Source organism: Actinocrinis puniceicyclus, assembly GCF_018283645.1.
Classification (GTDB): Bacteria; Actinomycetota; Actinomycetes; order Streptomycetales; family Catenulisporaceae; genus Actinocrinis; species Actinocrinis puniceicyclus.
Map to the genome: position 1 here is coordinate 1 of NZ_JAGSXH010000124.1, position 15,942 is coordinate 15,942.

A 15,942-nucleotide genomic window follows, 5' to 3' on the forward strand; every position below is an offset into this window, starting at 1 on the left:
ACAACCCACGTCCTACCAGGAGCTTTGTTATATCTGACGCACCGTCCACATCGTGATCGAGTCGCAACCAGCGATCGTCAAACCACCCCACACACCATCAGACCACCCTTAACTTTAGGGCAGTGGCCCTAGCCCTCTCAACTGACCCCGGCGGAGTGATCGACCCTCAGGGAGCCAGACTCCACCTGGCGTCGCCCGGCTATGGCGAAGCTACATGCTGGCGCTGCGAAGAGTTCTGACGTAGTCGGAGGTTACCGGTGGGGTAGCGCCCGCTGACAGTGTGCATGGCGAACACCATCGCACGGCGCTGCCCTGGAGAGACCAGATGCTGGACGTCCTTCTTTCGGATTCCGACCGATCCACGAGCGCGCAGCGGCCCGCGCCGACGACATTTCTTCCGCTCGAACTGCTGCGTACCGGAGAGTCGCCACGCTCGGACGGGATCGACCGGGAGTACGTCGGGATGCTCGCCGCAGTCGAGGTGCGCCTGCCGCCGATCCTGGTCCATCGCGGGACGATGCGCGTCATCGACGGCGTACACCGGCTGCACGCGGCTCGGCTCGCCGGGGCGAGCACGATCGAGGTGGAGTTCTTCGACGGAACCGACCGCGAGGTGTTCGTCAAGGCGGTCGAGGCGAACATCGCGAACGGGCTCCCGCTGAGCTTGCGCGACCGGAAGAACTGCGCGGCGCGGATCATCCGCAGCTATCCCGAGTGGTCGGATCGGCTGATCGCGGCGAAGACCGGGCTGGCCACGAAGACCGTCGCCGCCCTGAGAGCTGACTCCTGCGCTGACGTGGACCAGTCCGGGATGCGCGTCGGAGCGGACGGACGGCTGCGCCCGGTGAATGTCGCGGCCGGGCGGCTCCGCGCCGGTGAGGTGCTGGAACGCAATCCCGAAGCCTCGTTGCGCGAGATCGCTCGGCAGGCCGGAATCTCAGTGGGCACCGCGCGGGACGTGCGTGAACGGCTGCTGCAGGGTCGCAGCCTGCTGCCCGGCGACGGCGACCGCGCCGAGGTTGCGCGGTCCGCGACGGATCCAACTCCGCATCCCCGGCCGGAATCGGTCAACCTCGTCAACGTGCTCGAGTCACTGCGACGCGACCCCGCGCTGCGCTATTCCGAGGACGGCAGGACCCTGATCCGTTGGCTCGACGCCCGCATAATCCGCACCGAGGAGGCCGGTTACGCGACGCGGGTGCCACCACACCAGGCCGCGGTCATAGCCAAAGCCGCCCGGGCCTGCGCACAGCTGTGGGAGAACATCGCCCAGGGCCTCGAGCGCCGAGCGGCCGTCGAGAACCCCTGAGATCAGCGGCGGCGGAAGACGGTCTCGCGCAGTGTCGCGCAGAAGTGTTCGACCACCGCCACTTAGTCAGTCACATGAGTCAAGTGGATCCTCACGACGCCGCACCCACCGCGTCGCGCAACGAACGGACGCAGGCCATGATCGTCTCGACCCCCGCGTTCGGCGTCATGGCTGCCGTGTCGATGTAGATGCGGCGCCCCCTGTCGGGAACGAGGCCGCGATACAGTCGCGCCATCGTCTCCTGGTATTCGACGAAGTCCTCCTCGATGCTCAAGCCCTGTCGAAAATCCCGACCGCTGTGATAGCCGTCGAGCACCTTGCCCAGCCGGATTCTCCGTTCCAGAGTGATTCGGGCCGGGCATTCGACGAGGACCGTCAAGAATTCACGCGGCGCAAACCCGAAGGCCGCCTCGACCAGGCTTCGGTCGGCTCCGCGAATCAGCGCTCGAGCCATTCCGGAAAGCACGTACCGGTCCGCGATCACCACCTTGCCCGCTTCGAGTCGGGGGCGGATCACCGTCTCGCAGCGGTGTGCCAGGTCGGTGGCCTCGGCGAAGAGGAGTGAGTAGGCGCCGAGCCTGCCTTCCCGCTTCCACCTCGGGATCAGCTCGCCGACGATTTCCGAGGAATTCCAGTCGGTGACCACCGGCTCGCCGGACTCCTCGGCGAAACGCCGCGCCAGCAATTTGATGAGCGTCGATTTCCCCGCCGAATACACTCCGTCGAGCACGATGAGCATGACACTTCCTTGGAATAGACGTGGACGGCAAGCCGCATTAAACCGTTCGACGCGTTCACCGGAAAGGAGTGTTCGAACGGCGCCTGACACTGGGAATCCGGCGCGTCGCTCATCTTGTGCACATCACGGACGAGCGGAGAGGATAAACCGTTCCGTCAGAACATCGGGGAGAAAGGCCGCTACGTGGCTTCCAGGATCCATAAGCCGTCGACCGGTCCGGGGCATCGAATCAGGCTCTACTCACGCCTCGCCGAACTCGCGTGGCGGACCGGTCCGGGCATCGCGCTGCTGACCATGTTCGGCACGCTGCTGTCCGCCGCGGCGCCGCTGGCGGTGGTCAGCGTGGTCGGAGCGCTCGCCGCAGCAGCTCCCGCGGTCGCGCGCGACGGGCTCGAGTCGGCGGCCGGACACCACGCGCTGCTCTGGGTGCTCGCCGCGACGGTGCTGCTGTTCCTGCAGTGGACGGCGAGCACTGTGCGCACAGCCGGTGCGACCGCGCTGGGTCTGCGCGTCGACGCTGCGCTGCAGCGGGACCTGATGGCCGCCGTGATGCGGCCCGAGGGAATCGGCCACCTCGAGGATGCACGCACGGCCGACCTGCTGAGCGTGGGCCGGGATACCTTCCGCGCCGCCTGGGGGCGGCCCGGACGGCTGGCGACGACGCTGAGCGGCCTGGTGACCTCCTGGCTGGTCGTCGCGGGAGCGGTCGTCGCGCTCGTGCACTTTGATCCGTGGGCGGGCCTCGCGGTCGCGGCCGCGGGTCTGTGGGTGGCGCGGGAGGAGCGGGTCGCCTCGCGCACCGAGGCCGCGCACCACTACGGCAATGCTGAGAGCTCGCGGCGGCTCGAATACCTCTACGCGCTCGGATCCGATCCGACCGCGGCCAAGGAGGTCCGGGTCTTCGGACTGAGCGGATTCCTCCTGCGCGCCTTCTCCGCCACCTGGCGCGAGTCGATGCGGTCGGTGCTCACGCCGATTCCGCGGAGACCGACGCTGGCCACTGGAACACTCGCTGTGGCGGTGCTCGGCTCGCTCGCCTGGATCGCCGCCCGGGCGGTCGACGGGCAGGTGGCTCCCGGCGACGCCGCCATATACATCCAGTCCTTGATGCTTGTGCTGACCGGAATCCAGCAGTCGGCGTGGACGGGATTGCAGACGGAACTGGCCCTGGCGACCCTGAGCAAGTACGCCGATGCGGTCGACGCCGTCAACGGCTGCGCCGACGGTGGCAGCGCGGGCGGCGCGCCGATCGCCGCGCCGACGCGCTCGATCAGCTTCGAGAACGTCTCCTTCCGCTATCCGAACGCGGACGCGGATTCGCTGGCCGCCCTCGGCCTCGAGATCCCGGCCGGCCGCTCGCTGGCGATCGTCGGCGCGAACGGCGCCGGCAAGAGCACGCTGGTCAAGCTGTTCTGCGGGCTGTACGAGCCTACCAAGGGCCGCATCGCCGTCGACGGCGTGGATCTGGCGGGCGCCGACAAGAAGTCGTGGCGGCGCAACATCGCGGCGGTCTTCCAGGACTCGACCCGATTCGCGCTGCCGGCCCGCGCGAACGTCGGATTCGGCCGCGTGGAAGCGATGGATGACGAGGCTGGCATGGTTCAAGCCGCTGCCGAAGCCGAGATCGCCGAAGACCTCGCCGCCCTCGGCGCGGGATGGGACACGCCGTTGTCCGCGGAATACACCGACGGCACGGATCTGTCGGGCGGCCAGTGGCAGAAGGTCGCACTCGCCCGGGCGCTGTTCGCGGTGCGCCACGGTGCGCGCGTGCTGATTCTGGACGAACCGGCCGCGCATCTCGACGCGCGTGCCGAGGCCCGGCTGCACGAGCGCTTCCTCGAACTCACCGAGGGCCTGACGACGGTCGTGATCTCGCACCGCTTCTCGACGGTGCGTCGCGCGGATTCCATCGTGGTTCTCGATGACGGCCGTGTCGCGGAGCAGGGCACGCATGACGAACTCATCAAGCGCGGCGGCCGCTATGCGCACATGTTCGCACTGCAGGCCGCGCGCTTCGCCGACTCAGACTCCCTCGACTCCGAAGTGGTGGCCGACCGATGAGGTTTCCTTCCCACACCGCGCGGCTGCTGGCCGGAATCGCTCGCGAGATCGGTTTCGGCGTCTGCCTGCTCTACACCTGCGTCAGCGCCACGGCGTTCGTCGCGCCGCTCGCGCTCGCCCTCGGCGTCCGTCCGCTCGTTGACGGCGCCTACCGGCACGACCGGCCGCAGGTAGTGCTCGGCGCCGTGCTAGCCGGCATCGCGGTGCTGCTCACGGTGCTCGCCCCGGTGGGTTACCGGTGGGCGACCATCAGGATGCGCGAGCGGTCGGTCATGGTCGTCCAGCGACGGCTGCTGGCGCTCACGTCCGAGGCGCCGCGGCTGACGCACTTCGAGCGGCCGGAGTTCTGGGATCGCGTCCAGGTCCTCAAGCGCGGCAGCGAGGATCTGGCCAACGGCATGACGCTGGCGCTGATCGGCCCGGTCGTGCTGGCGCAGCTCGTCAGCACCGCCGTCCTGCTCGGCCGCCTGCAGCCGCTCCTCGGCCTGGTGCCGATCGTCGCGTTCCCGGCGATCTGGCTGAGCCGGCGCTCCGAACGGCTGAAGCAGAGCGCGGAAAAGCAGGCCGCGCAGCCGCGTCGACTGGCCCAGCACCTGTTCACACTCTCGACGGGAGCACAGTCCGCCAAGGATGTGCGCGTTTACGACCTCAGCGGCGAACTGCTCGACAGGCACCGGGCCGCCGCCGAGGCCGTGCGCACGAAGACCGAGTCCGCTCTGTTCAAGTCGGTCGCCGCGAACGCCGCCAGTTGGCTCCTGTTCACGGCGGCCTACGCCGGTGCGCTGATCCTGGTCCTGCGCCAGGTGGCTCGCGGATCGGCGACTGCGGGCGACGTGGCGCTGACAGTTACCATGGCCGCCGCGGTCGTCGCTGGCGCCGCCCGGCTCACCGACCTCAGCGGGTCGGTCACCCGGATCGGTGCGGTCGCCGAGCACTACCGGTGGCTGGATGATCAGACCACGCTCGTGCGGCGTGCGGCGTTGGCGGCGCCGCCGTTGCGGCTCACCAAGGGCATCGAGCTCGACGCAGTGGGCTTCGGGTACGGCGAGGACGACCGGCAGGTCCTGTCCGACGTCTCGGTCACGCTGCCCGCCGGAGCCGTTGTCGCCCTGGTCGGCGAGAACGGCGCGGGAAAGACGACGCTGGTCAAGCTGCTGACCGGAATGTACGCACCGGACCGCGGCCGGATCCTGATCGACGGCAAGGATCTTGCGGACCTCGATTTGGCGGCGTACCGGCGCAGCATCACGGCGGGTTTCCAGGACCACGCCCGGTTCGAGTTCACCGCCGCGCATGCGGTAGGTGTCGGCGAGGTGACCAGGCTCGACGACAAACAGCTGGTCGAGTCCGCGCTGGAAGCGGGTGACGCCCGGTTCGTCGTGGACCTCCCCCAGGGCAGCGGCACGCAACTCGGCGCTCAGTGGACCGGCGGCGTCGATCTTTCCGGCGGCCAGTGGCAGAAGATCGCCATGGCGCGCTCGATGATGCGCCCGTCGGCGCTGCTCGCCGTCTACGACGAGCCCAGTGCCGCGCTGGACCCGCAGTCCGAGCACGCGTTGTTCGAGCGGATCGCTGCGAACGCCCGGACCGGGAAGGCCGACGGCCGAATCACCCTTCTGATTTCGCACCGCTTCTCCACGGTCCGGATGGCCGACCTGATCATCGTCCTGGCTGACGGCCGCATCCTCGAACAAGGAAGCCACACCGAGCTCATGGCGAGCGCGGGTCTCTACGCCGAACTGTTCGAGATGCAGGCGGCGGCGTACCGGTGAGCAACACGGCGGCGGGCGGCCTGGTACGCCGTCGCCCGCCTGTTCCTTAGCTGAGCAGATTCCGGTATGCGGAGATGGATCGCTCGTATCCGAGTGCAAAGTACTCCCGCAGCCGTAAGACGTCTGGTCTAGGCCAGCGCGCGGCCAGCGCCGCCAGACCGCTCTCGCCGGTGAAGGACCGCAGATCCCTGCGGTGTTCGAGCAGGACGCTGTGCGCCCCGCGATCGAGCACGACGGGTATTGCGGCATCCTGGAGACGAAGGCCGAGAGCTTGGTCCGAGTTGCTGCCGCCGATGCCCTCGTCGAGGTCGCCGATCTCCTTGAGCGCCTGACGGCGTATCGAGTGGTTGCCCATTCGCACGGCGAGCCAGTCCATGTCGGTGCGGTCGCTTTCGAGCTCCCTATACATGTCCTCGAAGCCCGGGGTGAGTGCGGACCTGCGTTGAAGTTCGTCATAGTGGTGCCGAACCAGATTCGGCGTCACGGCCCAGTCCGTGAATCCCAGCTGTTCGGCGGTACGCCGCAGATCGGTAAAGCCGAGCAACGCGCCGAAGACGCGGATGGCGAGGTCGCCAGGCGGTTGCAGCGTTCCGGCGATGACGTCGCGGAACAAGACGCTGAACATGTACTGCCGCTCGATGCCGCAGACGTAAGCCGGTTCGAGCCGCCCCTCGTGCGCGGCGATGTGGCTCCCCACTGTGTCGGGGGCGAGCAGCGAATCGTCGGTGCAGAGCAGTACGATGCGGCCGCGCGCCGCGTCGAGTCCGAGGTTGTAGGCGTGCGACTGGCCGTATACCGGCCCCGCGTTGCGCAGGACTCGCAGCGGGAGCGACGGATACTCATGGCCGAAGCTTCCGACGAAGCTGTCCAAGTCGATGGAACTTGCGTCGTCCACGAGGACGACCTCGAAGTCGTCCCTCGGCGTCGTCTGGCAGTCCAGGGCCACCAACGTGAGCCGCAGCAGCGCTCCCCGCATCTGCGCTCCGAGCCCGCCGCCGAGGCGGCACGGGATGATAACGGACAGCGTGGGGGTACTCACGGGTGACTCACTCTCCACGGTGGGGTCGAACGACCAACTCCGGGCCGGTCGGCATCTCAACCACGGCCGGAGCCGTACCCGCGCCGAGTGCCTCGTTCAGCGCTGCGCGCGTCGCGTTTCCCGACAACAGCAGCGGCCCGCTTTCCGGTCCCACGTTGAACAGCAGGTCCACCACGGACAAGTCGGGCACGAACTCGCCCCACAACTGCGGATAGGCTGGTCCGCGGTAGTTCTGGTAGACGACTGAGATGCCCGCGTCCCTGAACTCGGACTCGATCAGATAGTCGCGCCCGTTGATGCCGGAGACGTAGACGGAGCCAGCTGTCCTGCGGCAGTGATCGAGCACGAGCCGCGATTTGCGGCCCTGCCAACCTACCTCGCTGGCGAGCACGAACTCGGCCTCGATACCGAGCACTTCGGCGAGCCGGCGAAGCAGGACGACGTTGAGCTCGGCGAGCCGCGTCCACGTGCGCCCGAGGTAGAGATCCTCGAACATTCCGGCGTAGCGGCTCCAGTAGGGTGCGTGCGCGTACGCGCTTTCGAGGCTACGCCAGTGCCGTCGCTGCCAGCTCGCTGCGTCGCTCGGCGGGGCCGCCTGCACCGCGGTGTCCACCAGCCGCCGCGAGGCACAGTCCGCGCGCGAAACAGGGACGGTAAGCCAGAAGCACCCGTGCGGCCCCTTGATCCGGTTGCGGTTGATCCAGTTCCGCGAAGTGAACTCGGAGGCGTCCATCACCACGAAGCAGTCCGCGAGGGCGAGCTTGTGGAACAGGCCCGCCCACGGCAGATACGTCGGTTGGTGGCAGGTGATGACGCGCGCAGAGCCGGTCACGGAGCGGGCGTCGGCTGCGCGAGCAGGCTTCCGCGCGCCGTCTCGGTGATGTGGTGTGCCGCAACGGAGTCGAAGAAGCATGCCTCGTCGAACATCCAAGCCCGCTGGCCGCCCTCGGCCAGATGCCTCTCCCGCAGCGCGCGATGCGAGTCCCGGTAGCCGTCGGGCCAGCGGATTCCCTGCTGGCAGTAGGACAGGTCGAGGAAGTACCGCGGCTCGTCCTGCCCGCCGGGTCGGGGAATGCGCGCGTGGAACATCGCCGACTGGATGAAGACCGCGGATCCGGGCGGCAGATTGTCGACGACGACGGCACCGGGCAGCGGCTGCCAGCCCAGCTGCCACAGGGCGCGCTTGCTGGCGACGGACCACTGGGTTCCGGGGGCCAGCATGAGGTCGCCGACGGTGCCGTTCAGTCCGTTGAGATAGATCAGGACGTGCACCATCAGGTGGGAGCGGTTGGTCTGCGGATATTGGTCGTAGTCGTGGTGCCAGGGCAGGCCGGCCGTTCCGGCGTCGTGCCGGGCGGCGTTGATGTGGTGTAGGACGTACCGCCCGCGGCGCGGGTCCTCGGGCACGTCGAGCACCGGCGGCAGGTCACCGGTGAGCGACCATTCGGCCCGCGGCCGCCAGTGCTCCATCAACTCGTCGAGGACGGCGGTGATCCGCGGGTGCCAGGTCAGTCGAGCGAGCTCCGGCGATTCGTGCGCGCGCGGCCGCTCGGGCGGCATCTGGTGGAGCAGCGGAGAGCGCACCAGTCTGCTGACCCGGTCGCGCGCCCGCGGCAAGAGGTTCCGGCCCAGGTCGGCCGAGCGGCTGTCGGCGTCGGCGAATGCGTCCACCGCCGCCTTCAGCGCGGCGATCGCGGGCTCGTCGAGGATGCTCTCGACGACGCAGAAGCCCCGTTCGAAGTCGGTCAGCTGGCTCTCGGTCAGGGCGGACGGGGCAGTGGACACGGCTACCTCCTGGGTTGGTCGGGTGCGGCGGTCGTCGCTGCCTGCGGGTAGATCAGCGAGCGCAGTTCGGCGGTGGACAGGCGGTCCGCCTCGTCGTTGCTGCGGTACTCGAAACCGGTCGCCACCGGCTTGCCGACCTGGCCTGCGTAGGTCTGCGGGGGCTTGGTCCCCCATGCCTCGTGGAACGCGGGGACGATGACGAAGAAGTCGTCGAACTCGAGCGTGTGCCTGGCCTCGTCCGCAGGGATCAGCACCTCGTGGATCTTCTCGCCCGGCCGGATCCCGATGATCTGCTGGGCGCACTCCGGGGCGATCGCCCTGGCGAGGTCCACCATCCGCATGTTCGGCTGCTTGGGCACGAAGATCTCCCCGCGACTCATCATCGAGAGCACCTGGATGACGAACTCGGCTCCGCGCTCGAGCGTGATCCAGAAGCGGGTCATCCGCGGGTCGGTGATCGGCAGCGTGCCGGATGCGCGGCGCTCCTCGAAGAAGGGGATGACGCTGCCGCGGGAGCCGACCACGTTGCCGTAGCGCACAACCGAGAACCGGGTGCCGTTCTCGCCGCCGAGTCCGTTGGCGGCGATGAAGAGCTTGTCCGAGCACAGCTTCGTGGCGCCGTAGAGGTTGATCGGATTCGTCGCCTTGTCCGTGGACAGCGCGACCACCCGCTCGACCCCGGCGTCGAGCGCGGCGTTGATGACGTTCTCCGCGCCGAGCACGTTTGTCCGGATGCACTCGATGGGGTTGAACTCGGCCGTGGGCACCTGCTTGAGGGCGGCCGCGTGCACGACGACGTCGATGCCGGAGAAGAGCCGCCCGAGCCGGCTCTGGTCGCGCACGTCGCCGACGACGTAGCGGACGTTCGAGCCGTTGATCGACGCTGCCATCTCGAACTGTTTGAACTCGTCGCGAGAGAGCACGACCAGGCGGCGCGGTGCGAACTCCTTCAGGACGCGCCGGACGAAGACCCGGCCGAAGGAACCGGTGCCGCCGGTCACCAGAATGGATTTTCCGTACAGGTCGTACGGGACGATCGCGCTCATCAGGCTCTCGTTTCTCGAAGCGGAGGGTGGGCTCTGCTAGATCGGCGATCGCGACGCCGCCCGCGGACGCTCGTCGGAGAAGAGCCGATCGGCGATGCGGGAACTGCTCCAGTGCAGCGGCGTGTCGAGATCGACGGCCGCGTACTCGGTAAGGAAGCCGTCCGGCACCTCGCCGTCCGCGGCGAGCCGGGCCAGCACGTCGTACGGAACCCGTCCGGGGAAGAGTTCCTCCGCGTTGGCGAGGGCGAAGTAGACGTTCCGGCTGGCGTGCGCCGTTAGCGCCGTGTCGAGCAGAACTGTCCAGTCGAGGCGCGGATTCGCGGCGATCAGGCTCACCACGTCCACGTACTGCAGCAACCGCTGGTGCTTGAGCTTCTCGATGTAGCGCAACGTCGTCGACTCCTTGTGCAGGTGCGCGGCGACGTCCAGCAGGAAGTGCTCAGGGCGGAACACGGGCACGCGCACTCCGCACGACTCGAAGTCGACGACCTCGTCGAGCAGGACCGAGGCGGGAAGCGAGGATCCGCTGGCGGGAAGGAACAGGTCGAAACACACGTCTACCGAGACGGTGCGCTGGATCGGGCCGGAGCCAGGGCGGTGGAACGTCGGCAAGTTGTTGACATGGACGTTCCAGAACACGTTCTGCCGACGCGTCAGCGCGCGGATCGTTCCGCGGGCGTCCACGGATCCGGCGACGTAGCCCTCCGCCTCGAGTACCTCGGCCACCGAGCGCGCCTGCGCGCGCTCGACGAAGATGTCGATGTCGCTCATCGGACGTAGTCCAGGGTCGCGGTAGACCGCCGGTGCGAGGTAGGCGCCCTTGCGAAGCGCGACGGCGACGCCGCGTGCCCGGAGCAGCTCGACGAGTCGAACCGATTCTCCGAGAAGCACTCGATTGCGGCTGCTGTTGAGAGCGTAGGCCGAGAGCAGCGCGTCCTGGACGTAGTCCTGCCGACCCTCCGGCTCGAACCAACCGTCGGCCACCATGCGGCTGCCGACCAGCGCCGCGACCCGGTGTCGGAAGGCGGTGTCGAGCAGATAGGCCCAGTCGAGCTGTGCCAGGTCCGGCTCGGGTACGAGCGGTCCGTCGGACGGGGCCGAGGCACGCAGCAGCAGGGCGACTTCGCGTCGCGTGGACATCAGGTGCTCCCTGGGGTTCGGCGGTCGACCGCGGCTCGTCTGAGCGGGCTCTCGGGCGGCGGACGGTGTCGGCCGAGATGGTCGATGGGGCCCTTCTGGTAGATCGCGCAGGCCGCCAGGCCTGCCGCCTCGAACAGGTCGCGGGCCTGCGGCGGAAGCTCCATCGGCTCGACGCACCGGCGCCACTGCGGGTCGTACGTGAGCGCGAGCATGAATCGGCACTTCGCCGCGTGGTTGGCGGTTCCGCGATGCCACAGCCGGGGGTCGCGGATGATCAGGTCTCCCAGCCGGGTCTCGGCCCGCACCGGAGGCCGCTGTATGCGTTGTTCGCGCAGCAGCGACTCCGGCACGGTGAGCCCCACCCGGCGGTTCGGCACGTCGGCGACCTCGGCGCGCTTGGCCGCGCGCATATAGGACAGCGCCAGCGCGACGCCGTCCTGCGGCGTCGCGGCAAACCGAGACAGCCGCGGATCCAGATGGGTGCCCGGCCAGAGTTCGATGGCCCCCGACTCGGCGTTGGCCGGAGAGAGCGGGACGTTGACGGTCAGCCGCGCCGCCGGGTGGGCGCGGTCCAGCCCAGGCCACAGTTGTCCTTCGTCGACGTGCACGTCCTGGTCGCACGACCCGGCGAGATTCGTGTTGTTCGTGTACGACGTCAAGCGCAGCGGCTGCCGCAACACCTGGCGGCAGACGCTCAGCACGAAGGGGTGGGCCAGCAGGTCTGGCCGCAGCGACACCGGCTCCGCCGGCGGGTCCTGCTGCAGGTGGCCGGGGGCGAAGTTCTCCGCCCGGTCCGGCCTGAGCAGCAGTTCCCTGAGATCCTCCTCCATCCGCCGCGCCAGCCGCCGCAGCGGCGCGGGGTCGAGCGCGCCGAGGACGATCACCGCGCCGTCCTCGGTGATCGCCCGCACAGCCGCGGCCACCTTCGCCGGATCCGCCGGGCCACGCTCGAGATCGGCGGCGTCGAGCGCAACCTCGGCCAGCGCGCCAACCGGCAGGGAATGCGTCGTCATCGTGCGCCTCACACGCCGGCGGTGAGCCGGTCGACCAGCGCGGCGATCGTGCCCACGGTGCGAAAGTTCTCGGCGAGCATCTCCTCGTCCGGGATAAGCACGTCGAACGAGTCCTCGAGCGAGATGATCAGCTCGACCAGGCGCAGCGAGTCGATGCCGAGGTCGACGAGGTTGGCCTCCGGGTCGAGCGCGCCCAGCGCGGGCGCTTCGGGCATGTGGTCGCGCAGTACGTCGGACAGCTTGTCCTGGGACATGGGTCACTCCTCTACGGGCGGGGTCGTCGCGGCCTGCCGGTCGCCGCGCCAGTGGACGGCGAAGCGAAGGTGGGCCGCCAGCGCGTCGATCACGTGGCGGTCGGGCTGCCGGGTCGAATACAGCCGCACTCCGTCCGGCGCCACGGCGAACTGCGCGGTCACGCCGAACCGGTGCAGCAGCGCCTCGACCCGCGCGGGTTCAGGCGGTGCCGGGGCCGTGCACGCGGCCAACTGCTCGGGCGAGCACAGCCCCATGCACTTAGCCGACCGGCCGGTGGCCAGGTCGTACATCCGGGTGGCCTCGACGTTCGGCACCGGCCTGCCGCGCAGCCGGGAGAGCATCACCGTGAGGCCGCAGGACTGGTCGCCGACGATGGTGCTCGTCAGCCCGAGTTCCCGGTGGATCTTGAGGATGCGATCCACCAGTTCGGGCGGAAAGTGCTTGTCCCGGCCAGCCGTATCATCGAGCAGCGGCAGCGGCAGCCCGCGCAGCGCGCTGACCTCCTTCAGCTGCGGGATCTCCTTAAGTCCGCCGATGACGGTCAGTCCCAGCGGCTCGCCGAAACGCAGCGCCGCCTCGATCTGCTCGGGCGCGTCGTTCCACCCCGGCACGATCGGGCGGTAGTAGTGCGCGGCGGCCAGGTTCGGCCGGGCGAGTACGTGTTCGACCGTGCGCCTCTTGCGTTCGAGGAAGCCCGCGCTGGCGCCCATCGTCTCCATTGCGGCGGGCGCGGCGTTGTGGGTCAGGAACAGCAGGATCTGGAAGGAGCGGTAGGCGGCGAGCCGATCGACGTCCGCCTCCCGCAGGAAGTGCTTCGTTATGATCATGACGTCGTTGCCCCAGCTGGCACTCTCCAGCAGATCGAGCAGCGCGAAGGTACTCTCGCGGACCTGAGGCAGGAACGGCTCAGTGGTCGCCGAGTGCAGGCCGATCTGGGTGACGCCTGGGACGAACAGCGGATGCCGGGCGAGCCGGTCGACGACCGTGGCCTCGTCCACCACCTGGGTGGGCCGACCGCTCAGGAACCACTCGACGCCCTCCTGCTGCTCGTCCGCGCGGAAGCAGTAGGCGCAGCCGAAGCTGCAGCCGAGCATGGTGTTGAGGATCAGCATTCCGGCGTGCGGCCAAACCGGCTGCACGCCTTCACCATCCTCGTAGAGGCCGGCCTCGCGCAGCAGGTGCAGCGTCTTGGCGTTGGCGACGCGGCGCAGATCCATGCGGATCGACGCCCCGTCGCGCCCGCCGCGTTCGGCCGCGATCGTCCGGCTCAGGCCGACCAGTTCGGGCAGGATGCGCGGCGCGGCCGTCCTCCGGTTCGCGCCGGTGTCTGCGACCTCGAGTACGACACCGAGCACGGCGCGTTCGAACCCGGAGAGCTCAGCGGCCCGCAGTTCGACCTCTCGTCGAGCCCCGTCGGCGTCGAGCGCGGCTCGCCAAGCCAGCCTGCCGATGTCCGGAAGCACCGAACCTTCCGGGGTCTCATTCACCGGTTCGCACCGATCGCACCAGCTCGAACGCCTCCGCGTACTGGAGCCCGGCCGTGGATCCGCGGTACCGCGCGAGCGCGCGCAGCGCCTCGGCGGACCGTGGATGCGGCGCAGGCCGTCGTTCCGAGCGATAGCACTCCATCGCCTCGACCTTTTTCTCGATGGTGTCCGTCGCGTCGACGAAGACATTCGGACGGAACGGGCCGGTGAGCCGGTCGAAGGCCCACTCGGTGGCGGACGGCACCTCGCAGGCGTAGACATCGCCCACGATCGCGTCCCCGGTCGGCCTTGTTGCCGCGAGCACCGCCTCGGCCGTGATCCGGTGGTCGCGGTTGAGGTCCCCGGCGTGGTGCGTGTACACGGTGTCGGGACGCAGTCGGCGCAGCACGGCCTCGACGCGCCAGACGATCTCCAGCATGGGGACCGTGTCGAAGCGCAGGTCGGGCAGCTTCTCCAGGGTGAGCGACGCCGCGCCGAGCGTGTCGCGGGCCCGCTCGGCGTCCTGATACAGATCGGCCAGCGCCGCCGATTCGCCGCGCGCCTCGATCCGGGCGGTGATTCCGTCGCCGAGGATCAGAACGTGGACGTCGCGGGTGCGGGCCAGTCCGGCCAGCGTGGCACCGCAGCCGAGGGTCTCGTCATCCGGGTGTGCCATGATCGCCAGCACGGTCATCGGGCCGCCGCCACGCTCGCGGCTAGGCGGGACTCCTTCGCTGCTTTGAGCGGGTTGCCACCCGGCAGCTCGAACGGCAGCCGCAGCGTGCCGTCCGCCAGCGCCGCGCGAAGGTGCGCGAAGTGCCGAACCCGCAGGGCCGTGAGATGTTCCCCGGCCGCGAGCGCCGGGTACGCCGCGGCGGTCTCAGGCACGTCGACCGGCGCGATGAGTTCGTCGAATCCCGGGCCGTAGAAGTACGTGAGCGAATACCGGTCCGGCTCGCGCGGCGTGACCCAGTGCAGCGTCGATTCGAGCCTGCCGCCGCTGAGCACCTCCAGCAGATCGCCGATCAGCACGATGAGCGAGTCGTCGCAGGCCTCGACCCGGTGGACTCGACCGTCGCGGCCGTAGACCTCGAGCCCTTCGGCGGACTGCCAGAGCAAGGTGAGCCACTCGTAGTCCGTGTGGCCGGCCACGGAGTCGAACTGCGGCGCGGGCTTCGGGTAGTGCAGCAGGCGCAACAGTGAACAGCCGTCGACCGAGCGCTGCTCGATGTACTTCTCCTCCAGTCCACAGACTAGGGACAGCAGCCGGGACACGCGTACCGCGCAGGCGTGTACCGCCTCGTGGTATGCCTCGACCGCGCTGCGGAACCCCGGCTCGTCAGGCCACAGATTCGGGCCGAGCAGGATCGCGCGCAGGCCGTCGGCAGACGTCGACTCGGTGCCGAAGTCCAGCGAGGCGTAGTCACGCACGACGCGATTCGAACTCGGGGCACGCGGCGAGAAATCGGCGGGCACGAAGCCCTTGTTGCCTCGTGAGCGCTCGATGGCGAAGCGGTCCTTCCAGGATGCCTCCCGGCCGTGGAACCAGCGCGCCGCCGCCGCGCACGACTCCCGAACGGACGTCGGGATGCCGTGGTTCACCAGCCGGAAAACGCCGAATCCGCGCGCCGCGTCCCCCCATTCGCGCAACACCTCGGGAGAAGACTTTGCGGCCGCCTCAAGGTCCAGAACAGGTATGCCCACCGGCTTTCCCTCCCCTTCGCCGTGGATTCCGGTAGTGCTGGAGATTCTCAGGGTTCATTCGCGGTGTGCAACCGGGTGTATTCCTCGGTTGAACGCTCCAGGGGATGGATTTGCACGTCTCCGGGTTGTTCTGCGCGCGTGCTAGCTTCGGCCGATATTCGCCGAACGCGAGGGGGATTCCGGTGGCCGAAGCGCTTCCCGAACCGACCGAGGACGTGGAACTGGCGCGGCACGACCTGGCCGTGCACGGCTACTGCGTGGTCTCCGGCGCCCTTGACGAAACGACGGTGAAGTCCATGCGCGACAGGCTCGTCGAGCAGTCGATGGGCGAATCTGTCAACGGTGTACGCGCGGACCAGGATCCCGAGTCCGGCAGTTACGTGGGCGGTGCGGGCCTTCGGACGCGCGACAATCGACGGGTCTGGAATCTCGTCAACAAAGGGACCGTTTTCGAGGCTCTGCTGCGTCGATCCACAGTGCTGGAGCCACTGCCCTAAAGTTAGGGCCGGTCAGTCCGCTTTGGGGAGATTCGACTCGGCGATGGTGATGGTGTAGCGGGCTTTCTGGGTGTGCCCGTTGCGGCGTTCGGCGTTGGTGCGGGGGCTGGTTCGGT

15 protein-coding genes are annotated in these 15,942 nt (G+C 68.8%); 4 read left to right on the forward strand and 11 right to left on the reverse strand.

Annotated elements, in window-relative coordinates; translation table 11 throughout:
* The first annotated feature begins 325 nt into the window (after window positions 1-325).
* Window positions 326-1,309, forward strand: a complete 984-nt coding sequence (locus KGA66_RS24025; RefSeq protein WP_211470910.1) for a ParB/RepB/Spo0J family partition protein — start codon at window positions 326-328, stop codon at window positions 1,307-1,309.
* Between the two features lie 91 nt (window positions 1,310-1,400).
* On the opposite strand, the gene KGA66_RS24030 is transcribed toward KGA66_RS24025, so the two are convergent.
* A complete protein-coding gene (locus KGA66_RS24030; RefSeq protein ID WP_211470912.1) occupies window positions 1,401-2,048 on the reverse strand; it encodes a dTMP kinase in 648 nt (215 codons plus the stop codon).
* Between the two features lie 183 nt (window positions 2,049-2,231).
* Here KGA66_RS24030 and KGA66_RS31850 point away from each other — a divergent pair, with 183 nt between their 5' ends.
* Both KGA66_RS31850 and KGA66_RS24040 read left to right on the forward strand, forming a co-directional pair.
* Complete coding sequence (locus KGA66_RS31850) at window positions 2,232-4,109, forward strand: ABC transporter ATP-binding protein (protein WP_211470914.1); 1,878 nt, start codon at window positions 2,232-2,234, stop codon at window positions 4,107-4,109.
* Complete coding sequence (locus tag KGA66_RS24040) at window positions 4,106-5,881, forward strand: ABC transporter ATP-binding protein (RefSeq protein WP_211470916.1); 1,776 nt, start codon at window positions 4,106-4,108, stop codon at window positions 5,879-5,881. Before KGA66_RS31850 ends, KGA66_RS24040 begins: the two co-directional genes overlap by 4 nt.
* 46 nt (window positions 5,882-5,927) lie before the next feature.
* On the opposite strand, the gene KGA66_RS24045 is transcribed toward KGA66_RS24040, so the two are convergent.
* From KGA66_RS24045 to KGA66_RS24090, 10 genes are read right to left on the reverse strand one after another with little or no spacing between them, the layout of a single operon-like run.
* Entirely contained in the window at window positions 5,928-6,920 is a 993-nt protein-coding gene (locus KGA66_RS24045) for a glycosyltransferase family 2 protein (protein ID WP_211470918.1), read from the reverse strand.
* A 7-nt stretch (window positions 6,921-6,927) separates the two neighbouring features.
* Window positions 6,928-7,752, reverse strand: a complete 825-nt coding sequence (locus KGA66_RS24050) for a WbqC family protein (RefSeq protein WP_211470920.1) — start codon at window positions 7,750-7,752, stop codon at window positions 6,928-6,930.
* Complete coding sequence (locus KGA66_RS24055; protein ID WP_211470922.1) at window positions 7,749-8,705, reverse strand: phytanoyl-CoA dioxygenase family protein; 957 nt, start codon at window positions 8,703-8,705, stop codon at window positions 7,749-7,751. Before KGA66_RS24055 ends, KGA66_RS24050 begins: the two co-directional genes overlap by 4 nt.
* Window positions 8,706-8,707: 2 nt before the next feature.
* The gene (pseB, locus tag KGA66_RS24060; RefSeq protein ID WP_211470924.1) at window positions 8,708-9,751 is read right to left on the reverse strand and encodes a UDP-N-acetylglucosamine 4,6-dehydratase (inverting); all 1,044 of its coding nucleotides are present in this window, start codon (window positions 9,749-9,751) and stop codon (window positions 8,708-8,710) included.
* 36 nt (window positions 9,752-9,787) lie between these two features.
* Window positions 9,788-10,891, reverse strand: a complete 1,104-nt coding sequence (locus KGA66_RS24065) for a nucleotidyltransferase domain-containing protein (RefSeq protein WP_211470926.1) — start codon at window positions 10,889-10,891, stop codon at window positions 9,788-9,790.
* A complete protein-coding gene (locus KGA66_RS24070; RefSeq protein WP_211470928.1) occupies window positions 10,891-11,904 on the reverse strand; it encodes a phytanoyl-CoA dioxygenase family protein in 1,014 nt (337 codons plus the stop codon). Before KGA66_RS24070 ends, KGA66_RS24065 begins: the two co-directional genes overlap by 1 nt.
* A gap of 8 nt (window positions 11,905-11,912) precedes the next feature.
* Window positions 11,913-12,158 (reverse strand): phosphopantetheine-binding protein, encoded by a 246-nt coding sequence (locus tag KGA66_RS24075; RefSeq protein ID WP_211470930.1) that lies wholly within the window; start codon window positions 12,156-12,158, stop codon window positions 11,913-11,915.
* Between the two features lie 3 nt (window positions 12,159-12,161).
* A complete protein-coding gene (locus KGA66_RS24080) occupies window positions 12,162-13,646 on the reverse strand; it encodes a hypothetical protein (RefSeq protein ID WP_211470932.1) in 1,485 nt (494 codons plus the stop codon).
* Entirely contained in the window at window positions 13,639-14,319 is a 681-nt protein-coding gene (locus KGA66_RS24085; protein ID WP_211470934.1) for a PIG-L deacetylase family protein, read from the reverse strand. The genes KGA66_RS24080 and KGA66_RS24085 overlap by 8 nt, the downstream gene beginning before the upstream one ends.
* Window positions 14,316-15,329: a 2OG-Fe(II) oxygenase family protein gene (locus KGA66_RS24090; protein WP_211470936.1), complete on the reverse strand. Its 1,014-nt coding sequence runs from the start codon at window positions 15,327-15,329 to the stop codon at window positions 14,316-14,318. Before KGA66_RS24090 ends, KGA66_RS24085 begins: the two co-directional genes overlap by 4 nt.
* A gap of 182 nt (window positions 15,330-15,511) precedes the next feature.
* Here KGA66_RS24090 and KGA66_RS24095 point away from each other — a divergent pair, with 182 nt between their 5' ends.
* Window positions 15,512-15,826 carry a hypothetical protein gene (locus tag KGA66_RS24095; protein ID WP_211470938.1) on the forward strand — a complete coding sequence of 105 codons (315 nt, stop codon included), beginning with the start codon at window positions 15,512-15,514 and terminating at the stop codon, window positions 15,824-15,826.
* Window positions 15,827-15,942 lie beyond the last annotated feature (116 nt).